The organism is Allobosea sp. OAE752 (assembly GCF_050433265.1).
In the GTDB taxonomy this organism is placed as follows: Bacteria; Pseudomonadota; Alphaproteobacteria; order Rhizobiales; family Beijerinckiaceae; genus Allobosea; species Allobosea spartocytisi.
In genome coordinates this window covers 822,074-848,160 of sequence record NZ_JBNPXO010000002.1, presented here as the reverse complement: position 1 = coordinate 848,160, position 26,087 = coordinate 822,074, and the positions used below count along the sequence as shown (strand labels likewise).

General features: G+C 64.7%; 27 protein-coding genes and 1 tRNA gene. All 28 read right to left on the bottom strand.

Annotated elements, in window-relative coordinates; genetic code table 11:
• Positions 1 to 87: 87 nt before the first annotated feature.
• Positions 88 to 330, bottom strand: a complete 243-nt coding sequence (gene rpsQ, locus GGC47_RS08985) for a 30S ribosomal protein S17 (RefSeq protein WP_038365405.1) — start codon at positions 328 to 330, stop codon at positions 88 to 90.
• 10 nt (positions 331 to 340) lie between these two features.
• On the bottom strand, positions 341 to 553 hold the full coding sequence (gene rpmC, locus GGC47_RS08980) for a 50S ribosomal protein L29 (RefSeq protein WP_112763124.1): 213 nt from the start codon (positions 551 to 553) through the stop codon (positions 341 to 343).
• Positions 554 to 564: 11 nt separating this feature from the next.
• The gene (gene rplP, locus GGC47_RS08975; RefSeq protein ID WP_038365403.1) at positions 565 to 978 is read right to left on the bottom strand and encodes a 50S ribosomal protein L16; all 414 of its coding nucleotides are present in this window, start codon (positions 976 to 978) and stop codon (positions 565 to 567) included.
• A gap of 18 nt (positions 979 to 996) precedes the next feature.
• Entirely contained in the window at positions 997 to 1,728 is a 732-nt protein-coding gene (gene rpsC, locus GGC47_RS08970; protein WP_038365402.1) for a 30S ribosomal protein S3, read from the bottom strand.
• 10 nt (positions 1,729 to 1,738) lie between these two features.
• The gene (gene rplV, locus GGC47_RS08965) at positions 1,739 to 2,122 is read right to left on the bottom strand and encodes a 50S ribosomal protein L22 (protein WP_038365400.1); all 384 of its coding nucleotides are present in this window, start codon (positions 2,120 to 2,122) and stop codon (positions 1,739 to 1,741) included.
• Positions 2,123 to 2,125: 3 nt separating this feature from the next.
• Positions 2,126 to 2,404, bottom strand: coding sequence for a 30S ribosomal protein S19 (gene rpsS, locus GGC47_RS08960; protein ID WP_038365397.1), 279 nt, complete (start codon positions 2,402 to 2,404; stop codon positions 2,126 to 2,128).
• Positions 2,405 to 2,412: 8 nt separating this feature from the next.
• The gene (gene rplB, locus GGC47_RS08955; RefSeq protein ID WP_038365394.1) at positions 2,413 to 3,255 is read right to left on the bottom strand and encodes a 50S ribosomal protein L2; all 843 of its coding nucleotides are present in this window, start codon (positions 3,253 to 3,255) and stop codon (positions 2,413 to 2,415) included.
• 10 nt (positions 3,256 to 3,265) lie between these two features.
• Positions 3,266 to 3,577: a 50S ribosomal protein L23 gene (locus GGC47_RS08950; RefSeq protein ID WP_038365392.1), complete on the bottom strand. Its 312-nt coding sequence runs from the start codon at positions 3,575 to 3,577 to the stop codon at positions 3,266 to 3,268.
• Positions 3,574 to 4,194, bottom strand: a complete 621-nt coding sequence (rplD, locus tag GGC47_RS08945) for a 50S ribosomal protein L4 (protein WP_038365389.1) — start codon at positions 4,192 to 4,194, stop codon at positions 3,574 to 3,576. Before rplD ends, GGC47_RS08950 begins: the two co-directional genes overlap by 4 nt.
• Entirely contained in the window at positions 4,194 to 4,922 is a 729-nt protein-coding gene (gene rplC, locus GGC47_RS08940) for a 50S ribosomal protein L3 (protein ID WP_038365386.1), read from the bottom strand. The genes rplD and rplC overlap by 1 nt, the downstream gene beginning before the upstream one ends.
• 69 nt (positions 4,923 to 4,991) lie before the next feature.
• A complete protein-coding gene (gene rpsJ / locus GGC47_RS08935) occupies positions 4,992 to 5,300 on the bottom strand; it encodes a 30S ribosomal protein S10 (RefSeq protein ID WP_038365384.1) in 309 nt (102 codons plus the stop codon).
• Between the two features lie 66 nt (positions 5,301 to 5,366).
• Positions 5,367 to 6,557: an elongation factor Tu gene (tuf, locus tag GGC47_RS08930; RefSeq protein ID WP_112581612.1), complete on the bottom strand. Its 1,191-nt coding sequence runs from the start codon at positions 6,555 to 6,557 to the stop codon at positions 5,367 to 5,369.
• 44 nt (positions 6,558 to 6,601) lie between these two features.
• Positions 6,602 to 8,677 (bottom strand): elongation factor G, encoded by a 2,076-nt coding sequence (fusA, locus tag GGC47_RS08925; protein ID WP_038358289.1) that lies wholly within the window; start codon positions 8,675 to 8,677, stop codon positions 6,602 to 6,604.
• A gap of 30 nt (positions 8,678 to 8,707) precedes the next feature.
• On the bottom strand, positions 8,708 to 9,178 hold the full coding sequence (gene rpsG, locus GGC47_RS08920) for a 30S ribosomal protein S7 (protein ID WP_038358287.1): 471 nt from the start codon (positions 9,176 to 9,178) through the stop codon (positions 8,708 to 8,710).
• A 72-nt stretch (positions 9,179 to 9,250) separates the two neighbouring features.
• Complete coding sequence (rpsL, locus tag GGC47_RS08915; protein WP_038358286.1) at positions 9,251 to 9,622, bottom strand: 30S ribosomal protein S12; 372 nt, start codon at positions 9,620 to 9,622, stop codon at positions 9,251 to 9,253.
• A gap of 435 nt (positions 9,623 to 10,057) precedes the next feature.
• Complete coding sequence (gene rpoC, locus GGC47_RS08910; protein WP_038358283.1) at positions 10,058 to 14,242, bottom strand: DNA-directed RNA polymerase subunit beta'; 4,185 nt, start codon at positions 14,240 to 14,242, stop codon at positions 10,058 to 10,060.
• 110 nt (positions 14,243 to 14,352) lie between these two features.
• A complete protein-coding gene (gene rpoB, locus GGC47_RS08905) occupies positions 14,353 to 18,474 on the bottom strand; it encodes a DNA-directed RNA polymerase subunit beta (RefSeq protein WP_038358281.1) in 4,122 nt (1,373 codons plus the stop codon).
• Between the two features lie 371 nt (positions 18,475 to 18,845).
• Positions 18,846 to 19,226 (bottom strand): 50S ribosomal protein L7/L12, encoded by a 381-nt coding sequence (gene rplL, locus GGC47_RS08900; RefSeq protein WP_038358279.1) that lies wholly within the window; start codon positions 19,224 to 19,226, stop codon positions 18,846 to 18,848.
• A 48-nt stretch (positions 19,227 to 19,274) separates the two neighbouring features.
• Positions 19,275 to 19,790, bottom strand: coding sequence for a 50S ribosomal protein L10 (rplJ, locus tag GGC47_RS08895; protein ID WP_038358277.1), 516 nt, complete (start codon positions 19,788 to 19,790; stop codon positions 19,275 to 19,277).
• Positions 19,791 to 20,304: 514 nt separating this feature from the next.
• Positions 20,305 to 21,003, bottom strand: coding sequence for a 50S ribosomal protein L1 (gene rplA, locus GGC47_RS08890; protein ID WP_038358275.1), 699 nt, complete (start codon positions 21,001 to 21,003; stop codon positions 20,305 to 20,307).
• 13 nt (positions 21,004 to 21,016) lie between these two features.
• Positions 21,017 to 21,448 (bottom strand): 50S ribosomal protein L11, encoded by a 432-nt coding sequence (rplK, locus tag GGC47_RS08885; protein WP_038358273.1) that lies wholly within the window; start codon positions 21,446 to 21,448, stop codon positions 21,017 to 21,019.
• A 156-nt stretch (positions 21,449 to 21,604) separates the two neighbouring features.
• Complete coding sequence (locus tag GGC47_RS08880; protein WP_051987425.1) at positions 21,605 to 22,036, bottom strand: ribbon-helix-helix domain-containing protein; 432 nt, start codon at positions 22,034 to 22,036, stop codon at positions 21,605 to 21,607.
• Between the two features lie 85 nt (positions 22,037 to 22,121).
• Positions 22,122 to 22,724 (bottom strand): DJ-1/PfpI family protein, encoded by a 603-nt coding sequence (locus GGC47_RS08875; protein ID WP_142022590.1) that lies wholly within the window; start codon positions 22,722 to 22,724, stop codon positions 22,122 to 22,124.
• Between the two features lie 100 nt (positions 22,725 to 22,824).
• Positions 22,825 to 23,358, bottom strand: a complete 534-nt coding sequence (nusG, locus tag GGC47_RS08870; protein WP_038358269.1) for a transcription termination/antitermination protein NusG — start codon at positions 23,356 to 23,358, stop codon at positions 22,825 to 22,827.
• 14 nt (positions 23,359 to 23,372) lie between these two features.
• The gene (gene secE / locus GGC47_RS08865; RefSeq protein ID WP_038358268.1) at positions 23,373 to 23,567 is read right to left on the bottom strand and encodes a preprotein translocase subunit SecE; all 195 of its coding nucleotides are present in this window, start codon (positions 23,565 to 23,567) and stop codon (positions 23,373 to 23,375) included.
• 165 nt (positions 23,568 to 23,732) lie between these two features.
• Complete coding sequence (locus tag GGC47_RS08860) at positions 23,733 to 24,464, bottom strand: class I SAM-dependent methyltransferase (protein ID WP_142022589.1); 732 nt, start codon at positions 24,462 to 24,464, stop codon at positions 23,733 to 23,735.
• A gap of 52 nt (positions 24,465 to 24,516) precedes the next feature.
• A tRNA-Trp gene (locus tag GGC47_RS08855) sits at positions 24,517 to 24,592 on the bottom strand.
• Between the two features lie 209 nt (positions 24,593 to 24,801).
• Positions 24,802 to 25,992, bottom strand: a complete 1,191-nt coding sequence (gene tuf / locus GGC47_RS08850; RefSeq protein ID WP_112581612.1) for an elongation factor Tu — start codon at positions 25,990 to 25,992, stop codon at positions 24,802 to 24,804.
• Positions 25,993 to 26,087 lie beyond the last annotated feature (95 nt).

Below are 26,087 nucleotides of genomic sequence, written 5' to 3'. Positions count from 1 at the left end.
TGGTTTCCACCTTTGCGGAAAAACATGTCCGGCTTCTTTCCTGCCCCGCCCTGCCCCTGATTCGGGGCTGGGCGAAGCCGGCTCGACTCACGCCTTGGGGGCGCCTTCGAGCACAACCCAGCTTTTCAGCTTGGAAATCGGCTTGGACTCCTCGATCCACACCGTGTCGCCGATCTTGAACGAACCCGCCTCGTTGTGGGCGTGATAGTTCTTGGTGCGGCGAACCGTCTTCTTGAGGAGCGGGTGCGTATAGCGCCGCTCGACCTTCACCACAACAGTTTTGTTCTGCTTGTCGCTGACGACGACGCCCTGCAGTACGCGCTTAGGCATGATTCTCTCCTCACGCGCTCGCTGCGACGGTCTTCGACCGCTGCAGCGTCTTGATGCGGGCGATGTCCTTGCGCAGTTCGGTGACACGCGCGGTGTTCTCGAGCTGCCCGGTCGCCTTCTGGAAGCGCAGGTTGAACTGCTCCTTCTTCAGCTTGAGCAGCTCATCCTGGAGCTGGTCCGCGCTCATGACCGTGAGGTCGGACAGACGCTTGGTGATTTTCATGTCAGCCTCCCTTACTCGGCGATGCGCTGGATGAAGCGGGTCTTGATCGGCAGCTTGGCGGCGCCGAGACGGAGCGCCTCGCGGGCGATCTCCTCGGACACGCCGTCGAGCTCGAACATGATCCGGCCCGGCTTGACCTTGGCCGCCCAGAATTCAGGCGAACCCTTGCCCTTACCCATGCGGACTTCGGTCGGCTTCTTGGAAACCGGCACGTCCGGGAAGATGCGGATCCAGACACGGCCGACGCGTTTCATGGCGCGGGTGATCGCGCGGCGGGCCGCCTCGATCTGCCGGGCGGTGACGCGCTCGGGCTCCTGGGCCTTCAGGCCGAACTGGCCGAAGTTGAGGTCCGTGCCGCCCTTGGCGACGCCGGAGATGCGTCCCTTGAACTGCTTGCGGAACTTGGTGCGTTTTGGTTGCAGCATGGCTCTTCTCGATCAGCCTTACGCAGCCTGCTCGCGACGATCGCGATCGCGGTGATCGCGGTCACGGCCGCCGGAACGGCTGCCCTCGTCGGAAAGGCGCTTGTCCTGGGCCATCGGGTCATGTTCCAGGATCTCGCCCTTGAAGATCCAGACCTTGATGCCGCACGTCCCGTAGGTCGTGAAGGCGGTGGCGACGCCGTAATCGACATCGGCGCGCAGCGTATGCAGCGGCACGCGGCCCTCGCGGTACCATTCGAGACGGGCGATCTCGGCGCCGCCGAGACGGCCCGAGCAGTTGATGCGGATGCCCTCGGCGCCCAGACGCATCGCCGACTGCACGGCGCGCTTCATGGCACGACGGAAGGCGACACGACGCTCGAGCTGCTGGGCGATCGAGTCGGCGACGAGCGTCGCGTCGATCTCGGGCTTGCGCACCTCGACGATGTTGATCGTCACGTCGGCCTTGGTGAGCTTCGAGACCTCCTTGCGGAGCTTCTCGATGTCGGCACCCTTCTTGCCGATCACCACGCCCGGACGCGCCGAGTGGATGGTGACGCGGCACTTCTTGTGCGGACGCTCGATGATGATCTTCGAGACGGCAGCCTGCTTCAGCAGCTTCATGAGCGCGGCGCGGATGGCCATGTCTTCATGCAGCAGCTTGCCGTACTCGCCCTTGTTGGCGAACCAACGCGAGTCCCAGGTACGGTTGATGCCGAGGCGAAGGCCGATCGGATTGATTTTCTGACCCATCGTTCTCTCCTCAGGCCTGCGCAGCAGCCTGCTCGCGCACCACGATCGTGATGTTCGAGAACGGCTTCATGATACGGGCGCCACGGCCGCGGGCGCGGGCATGGAAACGCTTCATGACGAGCGCCTTGCCGACGAACGCCTGGGCGACGACGAGATCGTCGACGTCGAGATCATGGTTGTTCTCGGCGTTGGCGATCGCGCTCTGCAGGCACTTGCGAACGTCGTTCGCGATGCGCTTGCGCGAGAACTCGAGATCGGCGAGCGCCGTCGCGACCTTCTTGCCACGGATGAGCTGAGCGACGAGGTTCAGCTTCTGCGGCGAGACGCGCAGGTTGCGGGCGACCGCAAGCGCTTCGTTCTCGGGCAGCGCACGGGGGGCGGATGCTTTACCCATGGCTTACTTCCTCTTCGCCTTCTTGTCGGCGGCATGGCCGTGGAAGGTGCGCGTCGGCGAGAACTCGCCGAACTTGTGGCCCACCATCTCCTCGGACACGGACACCGGCACATGCTTCTGGCCGTTGTAGACGCCGAACGTCAGACCGACGAACTGCGGCAGGATCGTGGAGCGGCGGCTCCAGATCTTGATGACTTCACTACGAGCCGAGGTCCTGGCGACCTCGGCCTTCTTCAGGAGGTATCCGTCGACAAACGGACCTTTCCAAAGCGAACGCGCCATGACGGACCTCAGTTCTTCTTCTTGCGGGCGTGACGGCTCGACACGATGAACGTATCGGTCCGCTTGTTCGAGCGGGTCTTCTTACCCTTGGTCGGCAGACCCCACGGCGTGACCGGATGACGGCCACCGGAGGTGCGGCCTTCACCACCGCCATGCGGATGGTCGACCGGGTTCATCGAGACGCCGCGGTTATGCGGACGGCGGCCGAGCCAGCGCGAGCGACCCGCCTTGCCGTCGTTGCGGTTCATGTGATCCGGGTTCGAAACCGCGCCGACCGTGGCGTAGCACAGACCCGAGATCAGGCGCTGCTCGCCCGAGTTCAGGCGGACGATGACATAGCCCTGGTCGCGGCCGACGATCTGGGCGTAGTTGCCCGCAGACCGCGCCAGAGCGCCGCCCTTGCCGATCTTCAGCTCGACATTGTGGACGATCGTGCCGATCGGCAGCGAGCCCATCGGGGCCGCGTTACCGGGCTTCACGTCGACATTGTCACCCGCGACGACCGTGTCGCCGACAGCCAGGCGCTGCGGCGCCAGGATGTAGGCCTGCTCGCCGTCCTGATAGGTGATCAGGGCGATGAACGCCGTACGGTTCGGATCGTACTCGATCCGGTCCACGGTCGCCGGGATGCCGGCCTTGCCACGACGCTTGAAGTCGAGCAGGCGCAGCGTGCGCTTGTGGCCACCGCCGCGGAAGCGGACGGTGATGCGGCCGAGGTTGTTGCGGCCGCCCGAGGACGACTTGCCCTCGGTCAGCTTCTTGACCGGCTTGCCCTTGTAGAGCTCGCTGCGGTCGACGATCACGAGCTGGCGAAGGCTCGGCGTGATCGGCTTGAAGTTCTTCAAAGCCATGATGCTTCCCTCACAGGCCCGTGGTCACGTCGATCGAGTGGCCCTCTTCGAGGGTCACGACCGCTTTCTTGACGTCCGAGCGCTGGCCGAGCCGGCCCCGGAAGACCTTGAGCTTGCCTTCGGTGACGATCGTGTTGACGCTCTTCACCTTGACGTCGAACAGCTTCTCGACAGCGGCCTTGATCTGCGGCTTCGTCGCGGTCTTGGCGACCTTGAACACGACCTTGTTGTGCTCCGAGAGCATGGTCGCCTTCTCGGTGATGACCGGCGCCACGATCACATCGTAGTGGCGCGGGTCGAGGTTCTTGCCGGACTGGCTCATTTGAAGCGCGCCTCCAGCGCATCGACAGCCGCGCGCGTCAGGACGAGCTTGTCGCGACGCAGGATGTCATAGACGTTGATGCCCTGGACCGGCAGCACGTCGACATTCGGGATCGAGCGAGCGGCCAGGCCGAAGTTCGTATCGATTTCGGCGCCGCCGATGATCAGCGCGCTCGACAGGTCGAGCTTGCCGAAATGGCCGAGCAGCACCTTGGTCTTCGGCTCGGAGAGCGTGGCATCGTCGATGACGATGATGCCGGCATCCTTCGCCTTGGCCGAGAGCGCATGGCGCAGGGCCAGCGCGCGGACCTTCTTCGGCAGCTCATGGCCATGGTCGCGCACGACCGGACCGAAAGCCTTGCCGCCGCCGCGGAACTGCGGAGCCGAAGCCGCGCCGTGGCGAGCGCCGCCGGTGCCCTTCTGCTTGTAGATCTTCTTGCGGGTGCGATCGACTTCCGAGCGGCCCTTGGACTTGTGCGTGCCGGCGCGGCGCTTGGCGAGCTGGTAGCGCACCATGCGGGCGAGCAGGTCGGCGCGCGGCTCGAGGCCGAACACGGCGTCGGAGAGCTCGACCGAACCGGCCGCCTTGCCCTCAAGAGTGGTGATATCGAGTTTCATCACGCGTTCTCCTCAGCCTGGGCCGCAGGAGCCTCTTCCGCCTTGGCCTCGCCGGAAACCTTGAACTTGCCCGGCAGCGGCGCATCCTTCGGCAGGGCGCGCTTGACGGCGTCACGGACATGGATCCAGCCGCCGGCGACGCCGGGAACGGCGCCCTCGACGAGGATCAGGCCGCGCTCGGCATCCGTCTGGACGACGCGCAGGTTCTGCGTGGTGACACGCTCGGCGCCGAGATGGCCCGGCATCTTCTTGTTCTTGAAGGTCTTGCCCGGATCCTGGCGACCACCGGTCGAACCGATCGAACGATGCGAGACCGAGACGCCGTGCGTGGCGCGCAGGCCGCCGAAGTTCCAGCGCTTCATGCCGCCGGCGAAGCCCTTGCCGGTGGTGGTGCCGGAGACGTCGACGAACTGGCCGACGACGAAGTGGTCGGCGGTCAGCTCGGCGCCGACCGGGATCAGCGCGTCATTGCTGACGCGGAACTCGACGATCTTCTGCTTCGGCTCGACCTTGGCGACGGCGAAGTGGCCGCGCTGCGCCTTCGAGACGTTCTTGACCTTGGCCAAGCCCGACCCGAGCTGCACGGCGACATAGCCGTTCTTCTCGATCGTGCGATGCGCGACGACCTGGCAGTTGTCGAGCTTCAGCACGGTGACCGGAATGTGCTCCCCGGCATCGGTGAAGATGCGGGTCATCCCGACTTTCTGTGCAATCACACCGGAACGCATCGGTGCATACCTTCCCTTGGGGTCATGTCCATCCGGGGATACCGGAAACAGAGGACCCGTTTAATCGGATCAGAGCTTGATTTCGACGTCGACGCCGGCGGCGAGATCGAGCTTCATGAGGGCGTCGACCGTCTGGGGGGTCGGATCGACGATATCGAGAACCCGCTTGTGGGTCCGCATCTCGAACTGCTCGCGCGACTTCTTGTCGATGTGCGGCGAGCGGTTGACCGTGAACTTCTCGATGAGCGTGGGCAGCGGGATCGGCCCGCGAACCTGGGCGCCCGTCCGCTTTGCAGTCGACACGATCTCGCGCGTCGAAGCATCGAGGACACGGTGATCGAACGCCTTGAGGCGGATCCGAATGTTCTGACCGTTCATGGTCTTTGTTCTCCGTGACGTGAAAAGGCGAAGGCCCGAAGGGCCCTCGCCCCTCACGAAAACGCGTTACGCGATGATCGAGGCGACGACGCCGGCTCCAACCGTACGACCGCCTTCGCGGATGGCGAAGCGCAGCTTCTCTTCCATCGCGATCGGGGCGATCAGCGTCACCTCCATCGAGATGTTGTCGCCCGGCATCACCATCTCCGTGCCCTCGGGCAGCGTCACCACGCCGGTCACGTCCGTCGTGCGGAAGTAGAACTGCGGGCGGTAGTTGGTGAAGAACGGCGTGTGACGGCCACCCTCTTCCTTCGTCAGAATGTAGGCCTCGGCCTTGAACTTCGTGTGCGGCTTCACCGAGCCCGGCTTGCACAGCACCTGGCCGCGCTCGACGTCCTCGCGCTTCGTGCCGCGCAGCAGCGCGCCGATGTTGTCGCCGGCCTGGCCCTGGTCGAGCAGCTTGCGGAACATCTCGACGCCGGTCACCGTCGTCTTCACGGTGTCCTTCAGGCCGACGATCTCGATTTCCTCGCCGACCTTGACGATGCCGCGCTCGACGCGGCCGGTCACCACCGTGCCGCGGCCCGAGATCGAGAACACGTCCTCGACCGGCATCAGGAACGGCTGGTCGATCGGACGCTCCGGCTGCGGGATGTAGTCGTCGACCGTCTTCATCAGCGCGATCACCGCGTCATGGCCGATTTCCGGCGTGACGTTGTCGAGAGCGGCCTTCGCCGAGCCCTTGGTGATCGGAATGTCGTCGCCGGGGAAGTCGTACTTCGAGAGGAGCTCGCGGATCTCCATCTCGACGAGCTCCAGCAGCTCGGCGTCGTCGACCAGGTCGACCTTGTTCATGAACACCACCAGCGCGGGAACGCCGACCTGGCGCGCCAGCAGGATGTGCTCGCGGGTCTGCGGCATCGGGCCGTCGGCAGCCGACACCACCAGGATCGCGCCGTCCATCTGCGCCGCACCCGTGATCATGTTCTTCACATAGTCGGCGTGGCCGGGGCAGTCGACGTGAGCATAGTGACGCGCCGGGGTCTCGTACTCGACGTGAGCCGTCGAGATCGTGATGCCGCGGGCCTTCTCTTCCGGCGCCTTGTCGATCTGGTCATACGCCGTGAACGACGCACCGCCGGACTCAGCCAGAACCTTCGTGATCGCAGCCGTCAGCGACGTCTTGCCATGGTCAACGTGACCAATCGTTCCAATGTTGCAGTGCGGCTTCGTCCGCGAAAACTTCTCTTTGGCCATGGTAGCCTCCGTCCAATCTCTCAGTGTTCAGTCGAAGGTTCGGGTCAGGCGTACTTGGCCTGAACCTCGGCGGCGACCGCCGAGGGAACCTGCTCATAGTGGTCGAACTGCATCGTGTAGTTCGCGCGGCCCTGCGAGAAGGAGCGCAGCTGGTTGACGTAGCCGAACATGTTCGCCAGCGGCACCATCGCGTTGATCACGACGGCGTTGCCGCGCATGTCCTGGCCCTGGATCTGGCCACGACGCGAGTTCAGGTCGCCGATGACCGAACCGGTGTAGTCTTCCGGGGTCACGACCTCGACCTTCATGATCGGCTCGAGCAGCACGGAGCCGCCCTTCTGCAGACCTTCGCGCAGCGCTGCACGGGAAGCGATTTCGAAGGCGAGCGCCGACGAGTCGACTTCGTGGAAGGCGCCGTCGATCAGCGTGACCTTGACGTCCACGACCGGGAAGCCGGCGAGAACGCCAGAGCCGATGACCGAGTTCAGGCCCTTCTCGACGCCGGGGATATACTCCTTCGGCACCGAACCGCCGACGACCTTCGACTCGAACTCGAAGCCCTTGCCGGTCTCGTTCGGCTCGATGACGAGCTTGACGCGGGCGAACTGGCCCGTACCACCGGTCTGCTTCTTGTGGGTGTAGTCGATCTCGGCCTTCTTGGTCAGCGTCTCGCGATACGCAACCTGGGGCGCGCCGATATTGGCGTCGACCTTGTAGGTGCGCTTCAGGATGTCGACCTTGATGTCGAGATGGAGCTCGCCCATGCCCTTCAGGATGGTCTGGCCGCTCTCCTGGTCGGTCGACACGCGGAAGGACGGATCCTCGTTCGCGAGCTTCGACAGGGCGAGGCCCAGCTTCTCCTGGTCGGCCTTGGACTTCGGCTCGATCGCGATCGTGATGACCGGCTCGGGGAACTCCATGCGCTCCAGGATCACCGCATGGGTGGGATCGCAGAGCGTGTCGCCGGTGCGGACGTCCTTGAGGCCGGCCAGGGCGACGATGTCACCGGCATAAGCCTCCTTGATGTCCTCGCGGTTGTTCGCATGCATCAGCAGCATGCGGCCAACGCGCTCTTTCTTGTCGCGGGTCGAATTGATGACGCCCTGACCCGCCTCGACCTTGCCCGAATAGATGCGGCAGAAGGTGATGGTGCCGACGAAGGGGTCGTCCATGATCTTGAAGGCGAGCATGGAGAACGGATCTTCGTCCGTCGGGTTGCGGGTGGTCGGCTCTTCGGTCTTGAAGTCGATGCCTTCGACGGCGCCGCGATCGACCGGCGACGGCAGGAAGTCCACGACCGCGTCGAGCAGGGGCTGCACGCCCTTGTTCTTGAAGGCCGAGCCGCAGAGGACCGGGTGGAAGGCGCGGCGCTGAACGGCCGTGCGGACGAGCTTGCGCAGCGTCTCGGCGTTCGGCTCGGTGCCGTCCAGATAAGCTTCCATCGCGGCGTCGTCCATCTCGACGGCGGCCTCGACGAGCTTCGAGCGATATTCGGCAGCCTTGTCGGCGAGATCGGCCGGAATGTCCTTCTCCTCGAAGGACGCGCCGAGCGCTTCGCCGTTCCAGACGATCGCCTTCATCTTGATCAGGTCGATCACGCCGACGAAGTCGGATTCGGAACCAATCGGGATCTGCAGGCAGACGGGCTTGCCGGCGACGCGGTCGATGATGTCCTGGACGCAGCGATAGAAATCGGCGCCGATCTTGTCCATCTTGTTGACGAACACGATACGCGGGACGTCGTACTTGTCGGCCTGGCGCCAGACGGTCTCGGTCTGGGGCTCGACGCCCTGGTTGCCGTCGAGCACGCAGACGGCACCGTCGAGCACGCGCAGCGAACGCTCGACCTCGATGGTGAAGTCGACGTGGCCGGGGGTGTCGATGATGTTCAGGCGGTTGTCGCGCCAGAAACAGGTCGTCGCGGCGGACGTGATCGTGATGCCGCGCTCCTGCTCCTGCGTCATCCAATCCATCGTGGCGGCGCCATCATGGACTTCGCCGATCTTATGCGACTTGCCGGTGTAGTAGAGGATACGCTCGGTCGTCGTCGTCTTGCCCGCATCGATGTGGGCCATGATGCCGAAGTTACGATAATGATCGATCGGATGAGAACGGGCCATGGTCGTGTGTCCTGAAGTCCGGGCTTCCGCTTACCAGCGGTAGTGCGAGAAGGCGCGGTTGGCTTCCGCCATCCGGTGCGTGTCTTCACGCTTCTTAACGGCGTTGCCGCGGTTGTTCGCAGCATCCATCAGCTCGGCCGAGAGACGCTCGACCATCGTCTTGTCGTTGCGGCCACGCGCGGCCGAGATCAGCCAGCGGATCGCCAGCGCCTGACGGCGCTCGGTGCGAACCTCGACCGGAACCTGGTAGGTCGCGCCGCCGACGCGGCGGGAACGGACCTCGATCGCCGGAGCGACGTTCTCGAGCGCCGACTTGAAGACGCCGAGCGGCTCGCTCTTGGTCTTGGCCTCGATGATGTCGAAGGCACCGTAGACGATCCGCTCGGCGGTCGACTTCTTACCTTCGTACATCACGGAGTTCATGAACTTCGTGACGACGATATCGCCGAACTTGGGGTCCGGGATAACTTCGCGCTTTTCGGCACTGTGGCGGCGGGACATCGTCTAGTCTCCGGTCAAATCTTCAACGCGGCGGATCGGCCTGGGCTCATCGCCCGGCCGATCTGGCCGAACTCACTTGGGACGCTTGGCGCCGTACTTCGAACGGCGCTGCTTGCGGTTCTTGACGCCTTGCGTGTCGAGCACACCGCGCAGGATGTGATAGCGCACGCCGGGAAGGTCCTTGACGCGGCCGCCGCGGATCATCACCACCGAGTGTTCCTGAAGGTTGTGGCCTTCACCCGGGATGTAACCGATCACCTCGAAGCCGTTGGTCAGACGAACCTTGGCGACCTTGCGGAGCGCGGAGTTCGGCTTCTTCGGGGTCGTCGTATAGACACGCGTGCAGACGCCGCGCTTCTGCGGGCACGACTCGAGCGCCGGGGCGGTGTTACGCGCCTTCACGGGCGAGCGCGGCTTGCGGATGAGCTGGCTGATTGTCGGCATTCTGGCCTCTCGCCCCACTGAGCGTTTGGAAATTCCTGGTCAATCTCCCAGGTCGAGCAAAGCCATGGCATAAACGAAGCCGCGCCATCGGCGCCCTTTCAGGGGCCTCAGGCGCGTTCGCCAGCAGAGGAACACGGAAACTCCGCGTTCATGCATCTCGCCATGTCGTCATTCGACGCTGGAATTCCGACGGAGTTTCGGTCGCGAAACTCGCTTGCAAACAAAGAGGCAAGCGACAAACGTGTCCGACAACCGTCGACAGTGGCGCGCTTATGACTCGAACAGAGATTCGCGTCAACCCCGAAACCGCCGAAAAGGCTGGGGTTTTGCGGGGTTCGGGCCACTTGGCCCCTCGCCTGCCCTTTCACGAAACAAAAAGGCCGCCCGGGAGGGGCGGCCTTTCCGATGATTGCCGGTCTTCGCCGGTGGCTGAGCTTACTCGGCCGCCGGCAGCACCGCAGCGGCCTGGGCCGCGGCCTTGGCAGCCGCATCGGCCTTCTGGCCGACGATGAGGTCGTCGCGGCGCGTGGCCACCTGCTTGATGCGGGCGACCTGGGCGCCGGTGCCGGCCGGGATGAGCGAGCCGACGATGACGTTCTCCTTGAGGCCCTCGAGCATGTCCGACTTGCCGTTGACCGCCGCCTCGGTGAGGACGCGGGTGGTCTCCTGGAAGGACGCCGCCGAGATGAAGGAGCGGGTCTGCAGCGAGGCCTTGGTGATGCCGAGCAGGACCGGCACGCCGGAAGCCGGCTTCTTGCCCTCCTCGCGCATCTTCGCGTTGATCTCCTCGAGCTCGACGCGATCGACCTGGTCGCCGGTCAGGATGTCGGTATCGCCCGACTCCGTGATCTCGACCTTCTGCAGCATCTGACGGACGATGACCTCGATGTGCTTGTCGTTGATGCCGACGCCCTGGAGGCGATAGACCTCCTGGATCTCGTTCACCAGATAAGCCGCCAGCTCCTCGACGCCCTTGATCGCCAGGATGTCGTGCGGGGCCGGGTTGCCGTCGAGGATGTAGTCGCCAACTTCCACGACGTCACCGTCCTGGAGGTGGATGTGCTTGCCCTTCGGGATCAGGTACTCGACCCCGTCGGAACCGTCATGCGGCGTCAGCGTCACGCGGCGCTTGTTCTTGTAGTCCTTGCCGAAGCCGATCACGCCCGACTTCTCGGCAATGATCGCCGCGTCCTTCGGACGACGCGCCTCGAACAGCTCCGCCACGCGCGGCAGACCACCGGTGATGTCGCGGGTCTTGGCCGAGTCGGTCGAGACACGCGCCAGCACGTCGCCGGCCTTGATCGAGTGGCCAGGCTCCACCGAGATGATGCCGTCGACAGGCAGGATGTAGCGGGCATCGCCACCACGGGCGAGCTTCGCGATCTTGCCGTCAGGCCCCGTGATGGTCATCGCGGGCTTGAGGTCGGCCGTACGGGCCGAGCCACGCCAGTCGATGACGACACGCTTGGAGATGCCGGTCGCCTCGTCGGTCGTCTCGGTCATCGACATGCCGTCCACGAGATCCTCGTAGCCGACCTTGCCGTCGACCTCCGCCAGGATCGGGCGGGAATAGGGATCCCACTCGATCAGGCGCTGGCCGCGCTTGACCTTGTCGCCCTCGTCGACCCGCAGCTTCGAGCCGAACTGGACACGGTGCACCGCGCGCTCGGCGCCATCAGGCCCGACGATCACGATGGCGATGTTGCGCGCCATGGCGATGAGGTCGCCGTCCGAGTTCCGCGCGACGTTGCGGTTGCGCATCTTGACCGTGCCTTCGAAGTTCGACTCGACGAAGGACTGGTCGGCGATGGTGGCCGCGCCGCCGATGTGGAAGGTACGCATGGTGAGCTGCGTGCCCGGCTCGCCGATCGACTGCGCCGCGATGACGCCGACGGCCTCACCCATGTTGACGGGCGTGCCGCGGGCGAGGTCGCGCCCATAGCAGGTCGCGCAGACGCCGTTCTTGGTCGCGCAGGTGAGAACCGAGCGGATCTTCACCTCCTGGACGCCGGCGGCGTTGATCTTCTCGATATGGCTCTCCTCGATCATCGTGCCCTTCGGCACGAGGACGTTGCCGTCGATATCGGTCACGTCCTCGGCCGCCGAGCGACCCAGGATGCGCACGCCGAGCGAAGCCACGACCTGGCCGGCATCGACGATGGCGCGCATCTTGATGCCGTTGTCGGAGCCGCAATCGACCTCGGAGATGATCGCGTCCTGCGCCACGTCGACGAGACGGCGGGTGAGATAGCCGGAGTTGGCCGTCTTGAGCGCCGTGTCGGCGAGGCCCTTACGGGCGCCGTGGGTCGAGTTGAAGTACTCGAGAACGTCGAGGCCTTCCTTGAAGTTCGAGATGATCGGGCTCTCGATGATCTCGCCCGACGGCTTGGCCATCAGGCCGCGCATGGCGGCGAGCTGGCGCATCTGCGCCGGCGAACCGCGGGCACCCGAGTGCGACATCATGTAGATCGAGTTGATCTGCTTGTCGCGGCCGGTCTCGTCCTTCTGGACGGTCGAGATGCGGGCCATCATCTCCTGGGCGAGCTTGTCGGAGCACTTCGCCCAGGCGTCGACGACCTTGTTGTACTTCTCGCCCTGCGTGATCAGGCCGTCCTGGTACTGCTGCTCGTAATCCTTGGCGAGCGCGCGGGTGGTGTCGACGATCTGCCACTTGTTCTCCGGCACGACCATGTCGTCCTTGCCGAAGGAGATGCCGGCCTTGAAGGCGTGCTTAAAGCCGAGCCCCATGACGCGGTCGCAGAAGATCACCGATTCCTTCTGACCGCAGCCGCGATACACGGCGTCGATCATTCCAGAGATCTCCTTCTTCGTCATCAGCTTGTTGACGACGTCGAAGGACACGGCCGGGTGCTCCGGCAGCGCGGTCGAGAGGATCACGCGGCCCGGCGTGGTGTCGTAGATCTTCGTGTACGGCTTGCCGTCATGGCCGACGCCGGTCCAGCGATATTTGATCTTCGAATGCAGCGTCACGACCTTCTCGTGCAGCGCGTATTCGAGCTCACCGAAATCGCCGAAGATCTTGCCCTGGCCCGGCTCGCCATCCGAGATGATCGAGAGGTAGTAGAGGCCGAGCACGATGTCCTGCGACGGCACGATGATCGGCTGGCCGTTCGCCGGGTGCAGGATGTTGTTGGTCGACATCATCAGCACGCGCGCTTCCAGCTGCGCCTCGAGCGACAGCGGGACGTGCACGGCCATCTGGTCGCCGTCGAAGTCCGCGTTGAAGGCGGCGCAAACCAGCGGGTGGAGCTGGATCGCCTTGCCCTCGATCAGCACCGGCTCGAAGGCCTGGATGCCGAGGCGGTGGAGCGTCGGCGCGCGGTTCAGCATCACCGGATGCTCGCGGATGACCTCGTCCAGGATATCCCAGACTTCCGGCTTCTCCTTCTCGACGAGCTTCTTGGCCTGCTTGACCGTGGTCGAGTAGCCCTTGGCGTCGAGGCGCGCATAGATGAACGGCTTGAACAGCTCGAGCGCCATCTTCTTCGGCAGGCCGCACTGGTGCAGCTTCATCTCCGGACCGACGACGATGACCGAGCGGCCGGAATAGTCGACGCGCTTGCCGAGCAGGTTCTGGCGGAAGCGGCCCTGCTTGCCCTTCAGCATGTCGGCGAGCGACTTCAGCGGGCGCTTGTTGGCACCCGTGATGACGCGGCCGCGGCGGCCGTTGTCGAACAGGGCGTCGACGGACTCCTGCAGCATCCGCTTCTCGTTGCGGATGATGATGTCCGGCGCGCGCAGCTCGATGAGGCGCTTCAGGCGGTTGTTGCGGTTGATGACGCGGCGATAGAGGTCGTTCAGGTCCGAAGTCGCGAAGCGGCCGCCATCGAGCGGAACGAGCGGACGCAGATCCGGCGGGATGACCGGGATCTGGGTCATCACCATCCATTCCGGCTTGTTGCCCGATTCCTGGAAGGCCTCGATGATCTTGAGGCGCTTCATCAGCTTCTTGGGCTTCAGCTCGGACGTCGTCGTCGCGATCTCATGCTTGAGATCGGCGTTGATCTGGTCGAGATCGAGCGCGCGTAGCATCTCGCGGATGGCTTCCGCGCCGATCATGGCGGTGAAGGTGTCCGCGCCGTACTCCTCCTGGCAGCGGACATACTCCTCCTCCGACAGCAGCTGGCGGTCCTTGAGCGGGGTCAGGCCCGGCTCGATGACGACGTAGCTTTCGAAGTAGAGGATGCGCTCGAGGTCCTTGAGCGGCATATCCATCAGGAGGCCGATGCGCGAGGGCAGCGACTTCAGGAACCAGATATGCGCGACGGGAGCGGCGAGCTCGATATGGCCCATGCGCTCGCGCCGGACGCGGGCGAGCGTGACTTCGACGCCGCACTTCTCGCAGATGACGCCCTTGAACTTCATGCGCTTGTACTTGCCGCACAGGCACTCGTAGTCCTTGATCGGCCCGAAGATGCGCGCGCAGAACAGGCCGTCGCGCTCCGGCTTGAACGTGCGGTAGTTGATGGTCTCGGGCTTTTTGATCTCGCCATAGGACCAGGACAGGATCTTCTCCGGGCTCGCGATCGAGATCTTGATCGCGTCGAAGGCCTGCTGGACCGGCTGCTGGCCGAAAAGGTTCATGACCTCTTGCTTCATCGCCTGTCTCCTTCGGCCGGTGGGGGCTTAAGGGCCGCCCTGCCCGGCTCGTCAATTCCGTAGGCCGGCGGCGTGAGTGCCGCCGGCAATGTTCAAGGCTCGGTCGCGGCTTATTCGGCCGCTTCGGCGGGCGGCAACTCGCCCGGCTTCACCTTGTTGTTGATCAGCTCGACGTTGAGGCCGAGCGAGCGCATCTCCTTGACGAGAACGTTGAAGCTCTCGGGGATGCCCGCCTCAAAGTTGTCCTCGCCGCGCACGATCGACTCGTAGACCTTGGTGCGGCCCGCGACGTCGTCCGACTTCACCGTCAGCATTTCCTGCAGGGTGTAAGCCGCGCCGTAGGCTTCGAGCGCCCAGACCTCCATTTCGCCGAAGCGCTGGCCGCCGAACTGCGCCTTGCCGCCCAGCGGCTGCTGGGTGACGAGCGAGTACGGACCGATCGAACGCGCGTGGATCTTGTCGTCGACCAGGTGGTGCAGCTTGAGCATGTAGATGTAGCCCATCGTCACCTTGCGGTCGAAAGGCTCACCCGTGCGGCCGTCATAGAGGGTCGACTGACCCGACGAGTGCAGACCAGCCTGCTCCAGGAGCCGCTCGATATCGGCCTCCTTGGCGCCATTGAACACCGGCGTCGCCACCGGCACGCCGCGGCGCAGGTTCTGGCCCATCTCGACGAGCTCGTTCTCGTCCATCGAGGCGATGATCTCGTTATCCTCGTAGACGGCGTCGAACTGAGCCTTCAGCGCCTTGAAGTCGCTCGTCTTCTTGTAGGCGTCGAGCGCCTTGCCGATCTGCTTGCCGAGACCGGCGGCAGCCCAGCCCAGATGGGTCTCAAGGATCTGACCGACGTTCATGCGCGAGGGCACGCCCAGCGGGTTCAGCACGATGTCGGCATGAGTGCCGTCCTCGAGGAACGGCATGTCCTCCACCGGCACGATGCGCGAGACCACGCCCTTGTTGCCGTGACGGCCGGCCATCTTGTCGCCCGGCTGGATCTTGCGCTTCACCGCGACGAAGACCTTGACCATCTTCATCACACCCGGAGGCAGCTCGTCGCCGCGCTGCAGCTTCTCGACCTTGTCGAGGAAGCGCTGCTCGAGGCGCTTCTTCGACTCGTCGTACTGCTTCCGCATCGCCTCGATCTCGGTCATCAGCGAGTCTTCGGCGGTGGCGAACAGCCACCATTGCGAACGCGGGAACTCGCTCATCACCTCGCGGGTGATGACCGTGTCCTTCTTGAAGCCCTTCGGACCGGCCAGGCCGGTCTTGCCGGTCAGGATCTCGGCCAGACGCGCGAAGGTGTTGCGGTCCAGGATCGCCTGCTCGTCGTCGCGGTCCTTGGCGAGACGCTCGATCTCCTCGCGCTCGATCGCCTGGGCGCGCTCGTCCTTGTCGACGCCGTGGCGGTTGAACACGCGCACCTCGACGATCGTGCCCTGCACGCCGGGGGGAACGCGCAGCGAGGTGTCGCGAACGTCCGAGGCCTTCTCGCCGAAGATGGCGCGCAGCAGCTTCTCTTCCGGCGTCATCGGGCTTTCGCCCTTCGGCGTGATCTTGCCGACGAGGATGTCGCCCGCCGCCACTTCCGCGCCGATATAGACGATGCCGGCTTCGTCGAGGTTCTTCAGCGCCTCTTCCGAAACGTTCGGAATGTCGCGCGTGATCTCCTCCGGGCCGAGCTTGGTATCGCGGGCCATGACCTCGAACTCCTCGATATGGATCGAGGTGAAGATGTCCTGGGAGACGATGTTCTCGGAGAGAAGGATCGAGTCCTCGAAGTTGTAGCCGTTCCACGGCATGAACGCGACGAGCACGTTGCGGCCGAGCGCGAGCTCGCCGAACTCGGTCGACGGGCCGTCGGCGACGATGTCGCCCTTCTTGACGACGTCGCCGACGCGCACCAGCGGACGCTGCGTGATGCAGGTCGACTGGTTCGAGCGCTGGAACTTCTGCAGCCGGTAGATGTCGACGCCCGGCTTCGTCGGGTCCATCTCGTCGGACGCGCGGATGACGATACGGGTCGCGTCGACCTGGTCGACGACGCCGGAACGGCGGGCCGCGATCGCAGCGCCCGAGTCACGGGCGACGACCGCTTCCATGCCGGTGCCGACGAAAGGCGCGTCGGCGCGAACCAGCGGCACCGCCTGGCGCTGCATGTTCGAGCCCATCAGCGCGCGGTTCGCGTCGTCGTTCTCGAGGAACGGAATCAGCGCCGCGGCGACCGAAACGAGCTGCTTCGGCGACACGTCCTGGAAGTCGACCTTGTCGACCGGCGTGACGATGACCTCGCCGGCGCGGCGGCAGACGATCAGATCGTCGGTCAGGCGGCCTTCCTTGTCGACGGCGGCATTGGCCTGGGCGACGTTGTACTTCGCTTCTTCCATCGCCGAGAGATAGATCACCTCGTCGGTGACCTTGCCGTCGCGGATGCGGCGATACGGGCTCTCGATGAAGCCGTACTTGTTCACCCGCGCGAAGGTCGCGAGCGAGTTGATCAGGCCGATATTCGGGCCTTCCGGCGTCTCGATCGGGCAGATGCGGCCGTAATGCGTCGGATGCACGTCGCGCACCTCGAAGCCGGCGCGCTCGCGGGTCAGACCGCCCGGGCCAAGCGCCGAAAGACGACGCTTATGCGTGACTTCGGAGAGCGGGTTCGTCTGGTCCATGAACTGCGAGAGCTGCGAGGAGCCGAAGAACTCGCGCACGGCGGCAGCCGCCGGCTTGGCGTTGATCAGGTCCTGCGGCATGACCGTGTCGATATCGACCGAGGACATGCGCTCCTTGATGGCGCGCTCCATGCGGAGCAGGCCCAGACGGTACTGGTTCTCCATGAGCTCGCCGACCGAGCGCACGCGGCGGTTGCCGAGATGGTCGATGTCGTCGATTTCGCCCTTGCCGTCGCGCAGGTCGACCAGCGCCTTGACGACCGCGAAGATGTCCTCCTTGCGCAGGATGCGCACGGTGTCCTCGGCGTCGAGGTCGAGGCGCATGTTCATCTTGACGCGGCCGACGGCCGAGAGATCGTAGCGCTCCGGGTCGAAGAACAGCGACTGGAACATGTTCTCAGCCGTCTCGAGGGTCGGCGGCTCGCCCGGACGCATCACGCGGTAGATGTCGAACAGGGCTTCCTCGCGGCGCGAGTTCTTGTCGACGTTCAGCGTGTTGCGGATGTAGGGACCGACCGTGATGTGGTCGATGTCCAGCACCGGGATCTCGTCATAACCGTCATCGGTGAGCTGCTTGAGCAGCTTCTCGGTGATCTCTTCGCCGGCCTCGGCATAGACCTCGCCCGTCGCCGGGTTGACCAGGTCCTCGGCGATGTACTGGGTGTACAGGTCCTCGTCCTGCGCGCGCAGGAACTTGAGGCCCTTCTCGGCGAGCTGGCGGGCGGCGCGGGCAACGAGCTTCTTGCCGGCCTCGACCACGACCTCGCCGGTGTCGGCGTCGATCAGGTCTTCGGTCGCCTTGAAGCCCTTCATGCGCTCCGCGTCGTAGGGAACGCGCCAGCCCTTGGCGTCCTTGGTGTAGGTGATGTGGTTGTAGAAGCGGCTGAGGATCTCCTCGCCGTCCATGCCGAGCGCGAACAGCAGCGAGGTGACCGGGATCTTACGCTTCCGGTCGATACGGGCGTAGACGATGTCCTTGGCGTCGAACTCGATGTCGAGCCAGGAGCCGCGATACGGGATGATACGCGCGGCGAAGAGCAGCTTGCCCGAGGAATGGGTCTTGCCCTTGTCGTGGTCGAAGAACACGCCCGGCGAACGGTGCATCTGCGAGACGATGACGCGCTCGGTGCCGTTGACGATGAAGGTGCCGTTATCCGTCATGAGCGGCATGTCGCCCATGTAGACATCCTGCTCCTTGATGTCCTTGACGGACTTGGCCTGGGTGTCCGGGTCGATATCGAACACGATCAGGCGCAGCGTCACCTTGAGCGGCGCCGAGAAGGTCATGCCGCGCTGGCGGCACTCGTCGACGTCGTATTTCGGCGGCTCGAAGGTGTACTTCACGAACTCCAGCAGCGAGGCGCCGGAAAAATCGCCGATCGGGAAGACCGACTTGAAGACGGACTGCAATCCCTCGTCAGGCCGGCCGCCCTTGGGTTCGTCGACCATCAGGAACTGGTCGTAGGACGCCTTTTGAACCTCGATGAGGTTCGGCATCTCCGCCACTTCCTTGAGCTTGCCGAAGAACTTGCGGACGCGCCTGCGACCCTGGAGCGAATTGACCATGTTGTTCCTCGCGTTCTGTGGGCATCTTCCGGCAAGTCGCCGCCAATTTGGCGGCCACGCTCCGTAAGGTCCCAACCTCTCCGTTCAGAGCCTGTACCGCCGCCGGCCCTCGGAAGGTCCGCCATCGGTTTCGGCTCCATGGACGGCTCACCCGGCGGTCCGGCCGAGGCGGCCTCGGGCCGCCGGGTGAGCCGTTCGGCGCATCGGCGCCGACCCACTTCTTCGTTCAGAGCTTCACCGCAAGGTTGCGGCTCGCTCCCGCGACAACTCCCGCGCACCAGCGCGGAAACGACGCAACAGCCCCGGAGGCGTGGAGCGCCCCGGGACTGTCTGTTTTGACTACGGTCGGACCGGCATCAGCCGGCCCAAGCTCACTTGAGCTCGACCTTGGCGCCGACGGCCTCGAGCTGCTTCTTGAGCTTCTCGGCCTCGTCCTTGGCAACGCCTTCCTTGACCGGCTTCGGAGCGCCCTCGACCAGGTCCTTGGCCTCCTTGAGGCCCAGGCCGGTGATGGCGCGGACTTCCTTGATCACCTCGATCTTCTTGTCGCCGGCGGCGGCAAGAACGACGGTGAACTCGGTCTGCTCTTCAGCAGCAGCGGCGGCAGCGCCACCGGCAGCCGGGCCAGCCGCAACGGCGACGGCGGCGGCAGCGGAAACGCCCCACTTCTCTTCGAGCAGCTTGGCGAGGTCAGCGGCCTCGAGAACGGTGAGCGACGACAGCTCGTCGACGAGCTTGGCGAGATCGGCCATGTTTAACTTCCTGTCTTAAGAGGTTCGAACGATAAGGGTTTGCTGGCTTCAAGCCGCATTCTTGTCGGCGTAAGCCTGAACCACGCGAGCCAGCTTGCCGGCGGGCGCGTTCGTGAGCTGCGCGAGCTTGGTAGCCGGGGCCTGGATAAGGCCGATAAGCTTGGCACGCAGTTCGTCGAGCGAGGGCATCGTGGCCAGGGCCTTGACACCATCGGGGTTCAGGGCGGTCTTGCCCATCGCGCCGCCCAGGATGACGAGCTTGTCGTTCTCCTTGGCGAAAGCGCTGGCGACCTTCGGCGCCGCGACCGGATCGTTGGAATAAGCGATCAGGGTGGGACCCGTCAGCAGGTTGCTGATGGACGCGACGTCGGTGCCTTCAAGAGCGATCTTGGCCAAGCGGTTCTTTGCGACCTTAACAGTGGCGCCATTGGCCTTCATCTCGCGACGAAGCTTCTGGAACTGGGCCACGGTCAAGCCCGCATAGTGGGCCACGACGACGACCGACGTGTTCGCAAACACATCGTTCAGCGACGCGACGGCATCTTTCTTTGCCGCTTTATCCACTGGGCTCTCTCCGGTAGGCGACAAGCTTTCGAGGGCTCGCCGCCGGTTGCAAATGCCGCTCCTGGAACCCCGATTGACACCGGCGTTCGGCAAAGCGACGCTTGATGCCCTGTCCCCGCTCCCGAGCCTCGATGGAGAGGCCGCGACCGGGCGAGATGGTTCGAACCGTCTTTCCGGATCTTGCGATCCGGGAGTAAGCTCTTGCACCGTCTATGCAGGCCTCTTGGCGAAATTATGCTCCCGGCCGAAGCCGAAACGCACCTGCAGTCTCAGACAGGACTGGATGATTCTCCCCCGGGAAATCACTCCCCCGTCCTCAAATCACCCAATTTTCAGCGGAAACCCGCCGAAAAACGCGAAACAGACCCCTTCGTGTCAAGCACGCCGGAGCCCCATCACTCATGGAAACAGGCGTGCGTATAGCGCTTTCGCCTGCTTCTGCCAAGTAGGCTCTTGACATCACGAAATCAAGAGCGGGTGGGCGACCGGAAAAACCGGCCGCCCTGATCGAGGATTAGCCGCCGACGACGGTGTTCGGCTCGACCTTGACGCCCGGGCCCATGGTCGACGAGATCGCGACGCGCTGGATATAGGTGCCCTTGGCGCCGGCCGGCTTGGCCTTGGCGACGGAGTCGACGAACGCCTTGATGTTCTCCGAGAGCTTCTCGGCCGAGAACGAGGCCTTGCCGACGGCGGCGTGGATGATGCCGGCCTTCTCGACGCGGAACTCGACCGAACCGCCCTTCGAGGCGGCGACGGCGGCGGTGACGTCCATGGTCACGGTGCCGACGCGCGGGTTCGGCATCAGGCCGCGCGGGCCGAGCACCTTACCGAGACGGCCGACGAGACCCATCATGTCCGGGGTCGCGATGCAGCGATCGAAGTTGATCTCGCCCTTCTGGACCGACTCGACCAGTTCCTCGGCGCCGACGATGTCGGCACCCGCGGCCTTGGCCTCGTCAGCCTTGGCGCCACGGGCGAAGACGGCGACGCGCAGCGTGCGGCCCGAGCCGTTCGGCAGGTTGCAGACGCCGCGGACCATCTGGTCGGCGTGACGCGGATCGACGCCGAGATTCATCGCGATCTCGACCGTCTCGTCGAACTTGGCGTTGGCACGCTCCTTGACGAAGGTGACGGCCTGATCGAGCGGGTACAGCTTGGTGCGGTCAATGCCTTCACGGCCCTTGACGACGCGCTTTCCGATATGTGCCATTGTCAGCCTCCCCTCAGCCCACGACTTCCAGGCCCATGGACCTGGCAGAGCCACGGATCATGGCCGAAGCCGATTCGACGGTGTCGCAGTTGAGATCGGCCATCTTCTTCTCGGCGATCTCGGCGATCTGCGCGGTCGTAACCTTGCCGACATTGCCGCCCTTGCCCGGGGTCTTCGAGCCCGAGGTCAGGCCGGCGGCCTTCTTCAGCCAGTACGAGACCGGCGGCTGCTTCATCTCGAAGGTGAAGGAGCGATCGGCATACGCGGTGATGATCACCGGGATCGGCATGCCCTTTTCCATCTGCTGGGTCTTCGCGTTGAAGGCCTTGCAGAATTCCATGATGTTGAGGCCGCGCTGACCGAGCGCGGGACCGATCGGCGGCGACGGATTGGCCGCGCCCGCCGGAACCTGAAGCTTCACGTAGCCCGTGATCTTCTTTGCCATGATGGCTGCTCCTGCCGTCCGCTCCGCTGCCTATCGGAACGACGACGCCCCTGCCTGCCGACGCTCTTCGCCGGGGCCGGGGTGGTTGCAGTGCGTGGTGCGGCGCCTGTGATCCGGCTGGCGACCGGCACGCCTTCCACGCGGTTAAGGCGGGGCCTATGGCACAGGCGCACCGGAAAGGGAAGCCCCTCGCACCGCTTTGTCCGTCTCGCGCCGGACCGCCAGGCGGCGACCTTCAGCGTCGCGGCGCCGCGCCTCGCGCGCCAGGATGCTCTCGGCATCGAGGTCGCGGATCGGGATGGCCCGGTCTTGCGGCACGTCACCTTCCAGCTGAAGCGCCAGATAGCGCCCGCAGCAGACCCTGAGGAAGGATGAGAAATTCTCGACCTCTCCCCGCGTCTCGAGCAGCTCCTCATGCAACCGCGTCAACAGTTGCATCAGGGTCATGCCGTCGCGCTGGGCGATTTCTTCCAGGACGCGCCAGTAGAGATTCTCCAGCCTCACGCTGGTGGAATAGCCGCGCATCCGCACCGATTTGAGCCGCGTTTGCCACAGCCCGGCATCGGCTCCGACGAAAAGCCTGCACATGGGCGCCTCCGATCAGGTTCCCGCGAGCGGCATCATAGGCTGGCGGAGGCGAGCTCCGCCAGCCCTTGCCGGCAAGCGACGAGACTCAAGCGGCCTGACGCTGCTGGCCGTGGCTGATCGTCGTGCCGAGGACGTTGAGAAACTGCGACAGCCAGGCGGGATGGGCCGGCCAGGCGGGTGCCGAGACGAGATTGCCGTCGGTGACGGCACCATCGATGGCGATGTCCGCATAGGTGCCGCCGGCAAGCTCGACCTCGGTCCGACAGGCCGGATAGGCCGAGCAGGTGCGGCCCTTCAACACGCCCGCGCCCGCCAGGAGCTGAGCGCCATGGCAGATCGCTGCCACCGGCTTTCCGGCGGTGAAGAAGTGCCGGACCATCTCGACGACCTTGGCGTTCAGGCGCAGATATTCGGGCGCCCGTCCGCCGGGAATGACCAGCGCGTCGTAGCGGGCCGGGTCGACATCGGCGAAGCTGGCATTCAGCGCGAAGTTGTGGCCGCGCTTTTCGGAATAGGTCTGCTGGCCTTCGAAGTCGTGGATCGCGGTCGCGATCGCATCGCCAGCCTTCTTGTCGGGGCAGACCGCGTGGACGGTATGACCGACCGCAAGCAGCGCCTGGAACGGGACCATGATCTCATAGTCCTCGCCGAAATCGCCGACGATCATCAAAATGCGTTGGCCGCTCATGCTACCCTCCCCGTGTTCCCGCCTTGGTTGGCGGTCACGAGACAGGATAGCCGGAGCGGCCGTTTGCGGGTGTTATCCGGTTAACGCGCGAAGGCGCCGCTCAGAGCTTCTCGACCTGGCTGTATTCCAGCTCGACCGGCGTGGCGCGGCCGAAGATCGAGACGGCGACCTTGAGGCGGGTGCGGGCGTGATCGACGTCCTCGACGACGCCGTTGAAGGAGGCGAAGGGGCCATCGGCCACCTTGACCTGCTCGCCGATCTCGAAGACCACCGTCGGCTTCGGACGCTCGATGCCCTCGGCGACCTGGCCCTTGATCCGCATCGCCTCATGCTCGGGGATCGGCATGGGCTTGGCCTTGTCGGCGCCGAGGAAGCCGGTGACCTTCGGCGTGTTCTTGATGAGGTGGTAGACCTCGTCGGTCATCTCGCACTTCACCAGGACGTAGCCGGGGAAGAACTTGCGCTCGGTATCGACCTTGCGGCCGCGGCGGACCTCGACGACCTTCTCGGTCGGCACCAGCACCTCGTCGAACTTGTCGGCGAGGTTGCGCTGCGCCGCCTGGTCACGGATCGACTGGGCGACCTTGTTCTCGAAGTTGGAATAGGCGTGGACGATGTACCAGCGGGTGCTCACGTGCGTATTTCCGTTCAACGGGCGCCGAGGATGATGCCGAGGCCCCAGCGGATGATGGTGTCGGTGAAGAGGAAGAACAGGCTGGAGACGACCACCATGGCGAGCACGAGGCCCGTGGTGATCAGCGTCTCCCGGCGCGAGGGCCAGGTGACCTTGGCCGCCTCGGAGCGCACGTCCTGCAGGAACTGGAAGGGATTGGATTTCGCCATGAACCACCTCGGGTTCCGAACCGGTCCGCGACCCCTGCCGCGACGCCGAATCGGCCGTCCTGAAACATTCGCGGCGCGGGACCCGGGGGGTCGCGCGCCGTCATCGACCGCCCTCTTACATCGCCTTAGGCCTTTAGCCAAGACCCTTTCGGGGCGTGGGCCGCTTCAGCTCCGCCGTGCCGCGATCAGCAGGAAGAACGGCCGCTCGCGCTCCCTGGCCCAGCTCGGTTCGGACGCGACCTGCTCCCGGCTCGGCCCCCATTCGACCAACCGATCGAGCGAGAAGCCCGCCGCCCGCAACAGGTCGAGATAAGTCGCGATCGTACGGTGACGCTTGACCACGCCCTCCGCCAGCCAATTGCTGACCCTCTCGCCCTCGTCGAGATAGCCGTTGACCGGCCAGCTCGCCCGCCCGTCGGCATCGAGGAGCCACTCCTGCCGAACCGGCGCCGTCATGATCGGATGCTCGACCGAGCAGACCAGCGCCCCACCCGGCTTCAGCGCCGCATGCACGCGTCCGAACAGCGCGTCGAGACCTGCGATGTAATGGAAGGCGAGCGAGCTATAGGCGAGATCGAAAGCTCCGGCCGCCGGCACGAAGCTTTCCAGATCGGCCAGCTCATAGCGAATGCGGGAATCGCCCGTCTCGTGCCGCGCCCGCGCCAGCATGTTCTCGGAAACATCGACGCCGAGGACGCTCGCAGCCCCCTCGCCCGCCGCGAATCGGCAGAACCAGCCGAAGCCGCAGCCGAGATCGAGCACGCGCTTGTCCTGCAGATCCGGTAGCATGGACCGCAGCACCGGCCATTCCGGCGCGCCGTCCAGCCCATCGACCGAACGCGGCAGGCGGCTATAGCCCGCAAAAAAGGTTTCGTCGTCGTAGATGTTCTGGGTCATGGCGCTCGAAGAACCGCTTTGCGGTTTGCGCTGCAGCCGCCCGAAAAGCGACTGGCAGGGGCGGTAGGGCTCGAACCTACGACAACCGGTTTTGGAGACCGGTACTCTACCAACTGAGCTACACCCCTGTAGTCGGGCGATCCTTTGCCTCAAGGCGCGGAGGTTTTCAAGTCGAAAACGCAGCCGGCTTCAACACATCTCCGCAATAACGAAAAGGGCGGCGTTTCCGCCGCCCTTCTCAACACATATCGACCGAAATCCCGATCAGGCGATGATCGAGGCGATGACGCCGGCGCCGCAAAGTCTGCGGTTTACGCGGACGTCGTCGTTGCTTCGATCAAGCGATAATCGAAGCAACCACGCCGGCTCCAACCGTACGACCGCCTTCGCGGATGGCGAAGCGCAGCTTCTCTTCCATCGCGATCGGGGCGATCAGCGTCACCTCCATCGAGATGTTGTCGCCCGGCATCACCATCTCCGTGCCCTCGGGCAGCGTCACCACGCCGGTCACGTCCGTCGTGCGGAAGTAGAACTGCGGGCGGTAGTTGGTGAAGAACGGCGTGTGACGGCCACCCTCTTCCTTCGTCAGAATGTAGGCCTCGGCCTTGAACTTCGTGTGCGGCTTCACCGAGCCCGGCTTGCACAGCACCTGGCCGCGCTCGACGTCCTCGCGCTTCGTGCCGCGCAGCAGCGCGCCGATGTTGTCGCCGGCCTGGCCCTGGTCGAGCAGCTTGCGGAACATCTCGACGCCGGTCACCGTCGTCTTCACGGTGTCCTTCAGGCCGACGATCTCGATTTCCTCGCCGACCTTGACGATGCCGCGCTCGACGCGGCCGGTCACCACCGTGCCGCGGCCCGAGATCGAGAACACGTCCTCGACCGGCATCAGGAACGGCTGGTCGATCGGACGCTCCGGCTGCGGGATGTAGTCGTCGACCGTCTTCATCAGCGCGATCACCGCGTCATGGCCGATTTCCGGCGTGACGTTGTCGAGAGCGGCCTTCGCCGAGCCCTTGGTGATCGGAATGTCGTCGCCGGGGAAGTCGTACTTCGAGAGGAGCTCGCGGATCTCCATCTCGACGAGCTCCAGCAGCTCGGCGTCGTCGACCAGGTCGACCTTGTTCATGAACACCACCAGCGCGGGAACGCCGACCTGGCGCGCCAGCAGGATGTGCTCGCGGGTCTGCGGCATCGGGCCGTCGGCAGCCGACACCACCAGGATCGCGCCGTCCATCTGCGCCGCACCCGTGATCATGTTCTTCACATAGTCGGCGTGGCCGGGGCAGTCGACGTGAGCATAGTGACGCGCCGGGGTCTCGTACTCGACGTGAGCCGTCGAGATCGTGATGCCGCGGGCCTTCTCTTCCGGCGCCTTGTCGATCTGGTCATACGCCGTGAACGACGCACCGCCGGACTCAGCCAGAACCTTCGTGATCGCAGCCGTCAGCGACGTCTTGCCATGGTCAACGTGACCAATCGTTCCAATGTTGCAGTGCGGCTTCGTCCGCGAAAACTTCTCTTTGGCCATGACACCCTTGTCCTCGAAGGCGGCCCTCCGGGGCCTAGAAACGCGGTCGCATTAGGGGTTTTTGCGCGGCGATGCAAGCCGGCCGGCCCCATCGA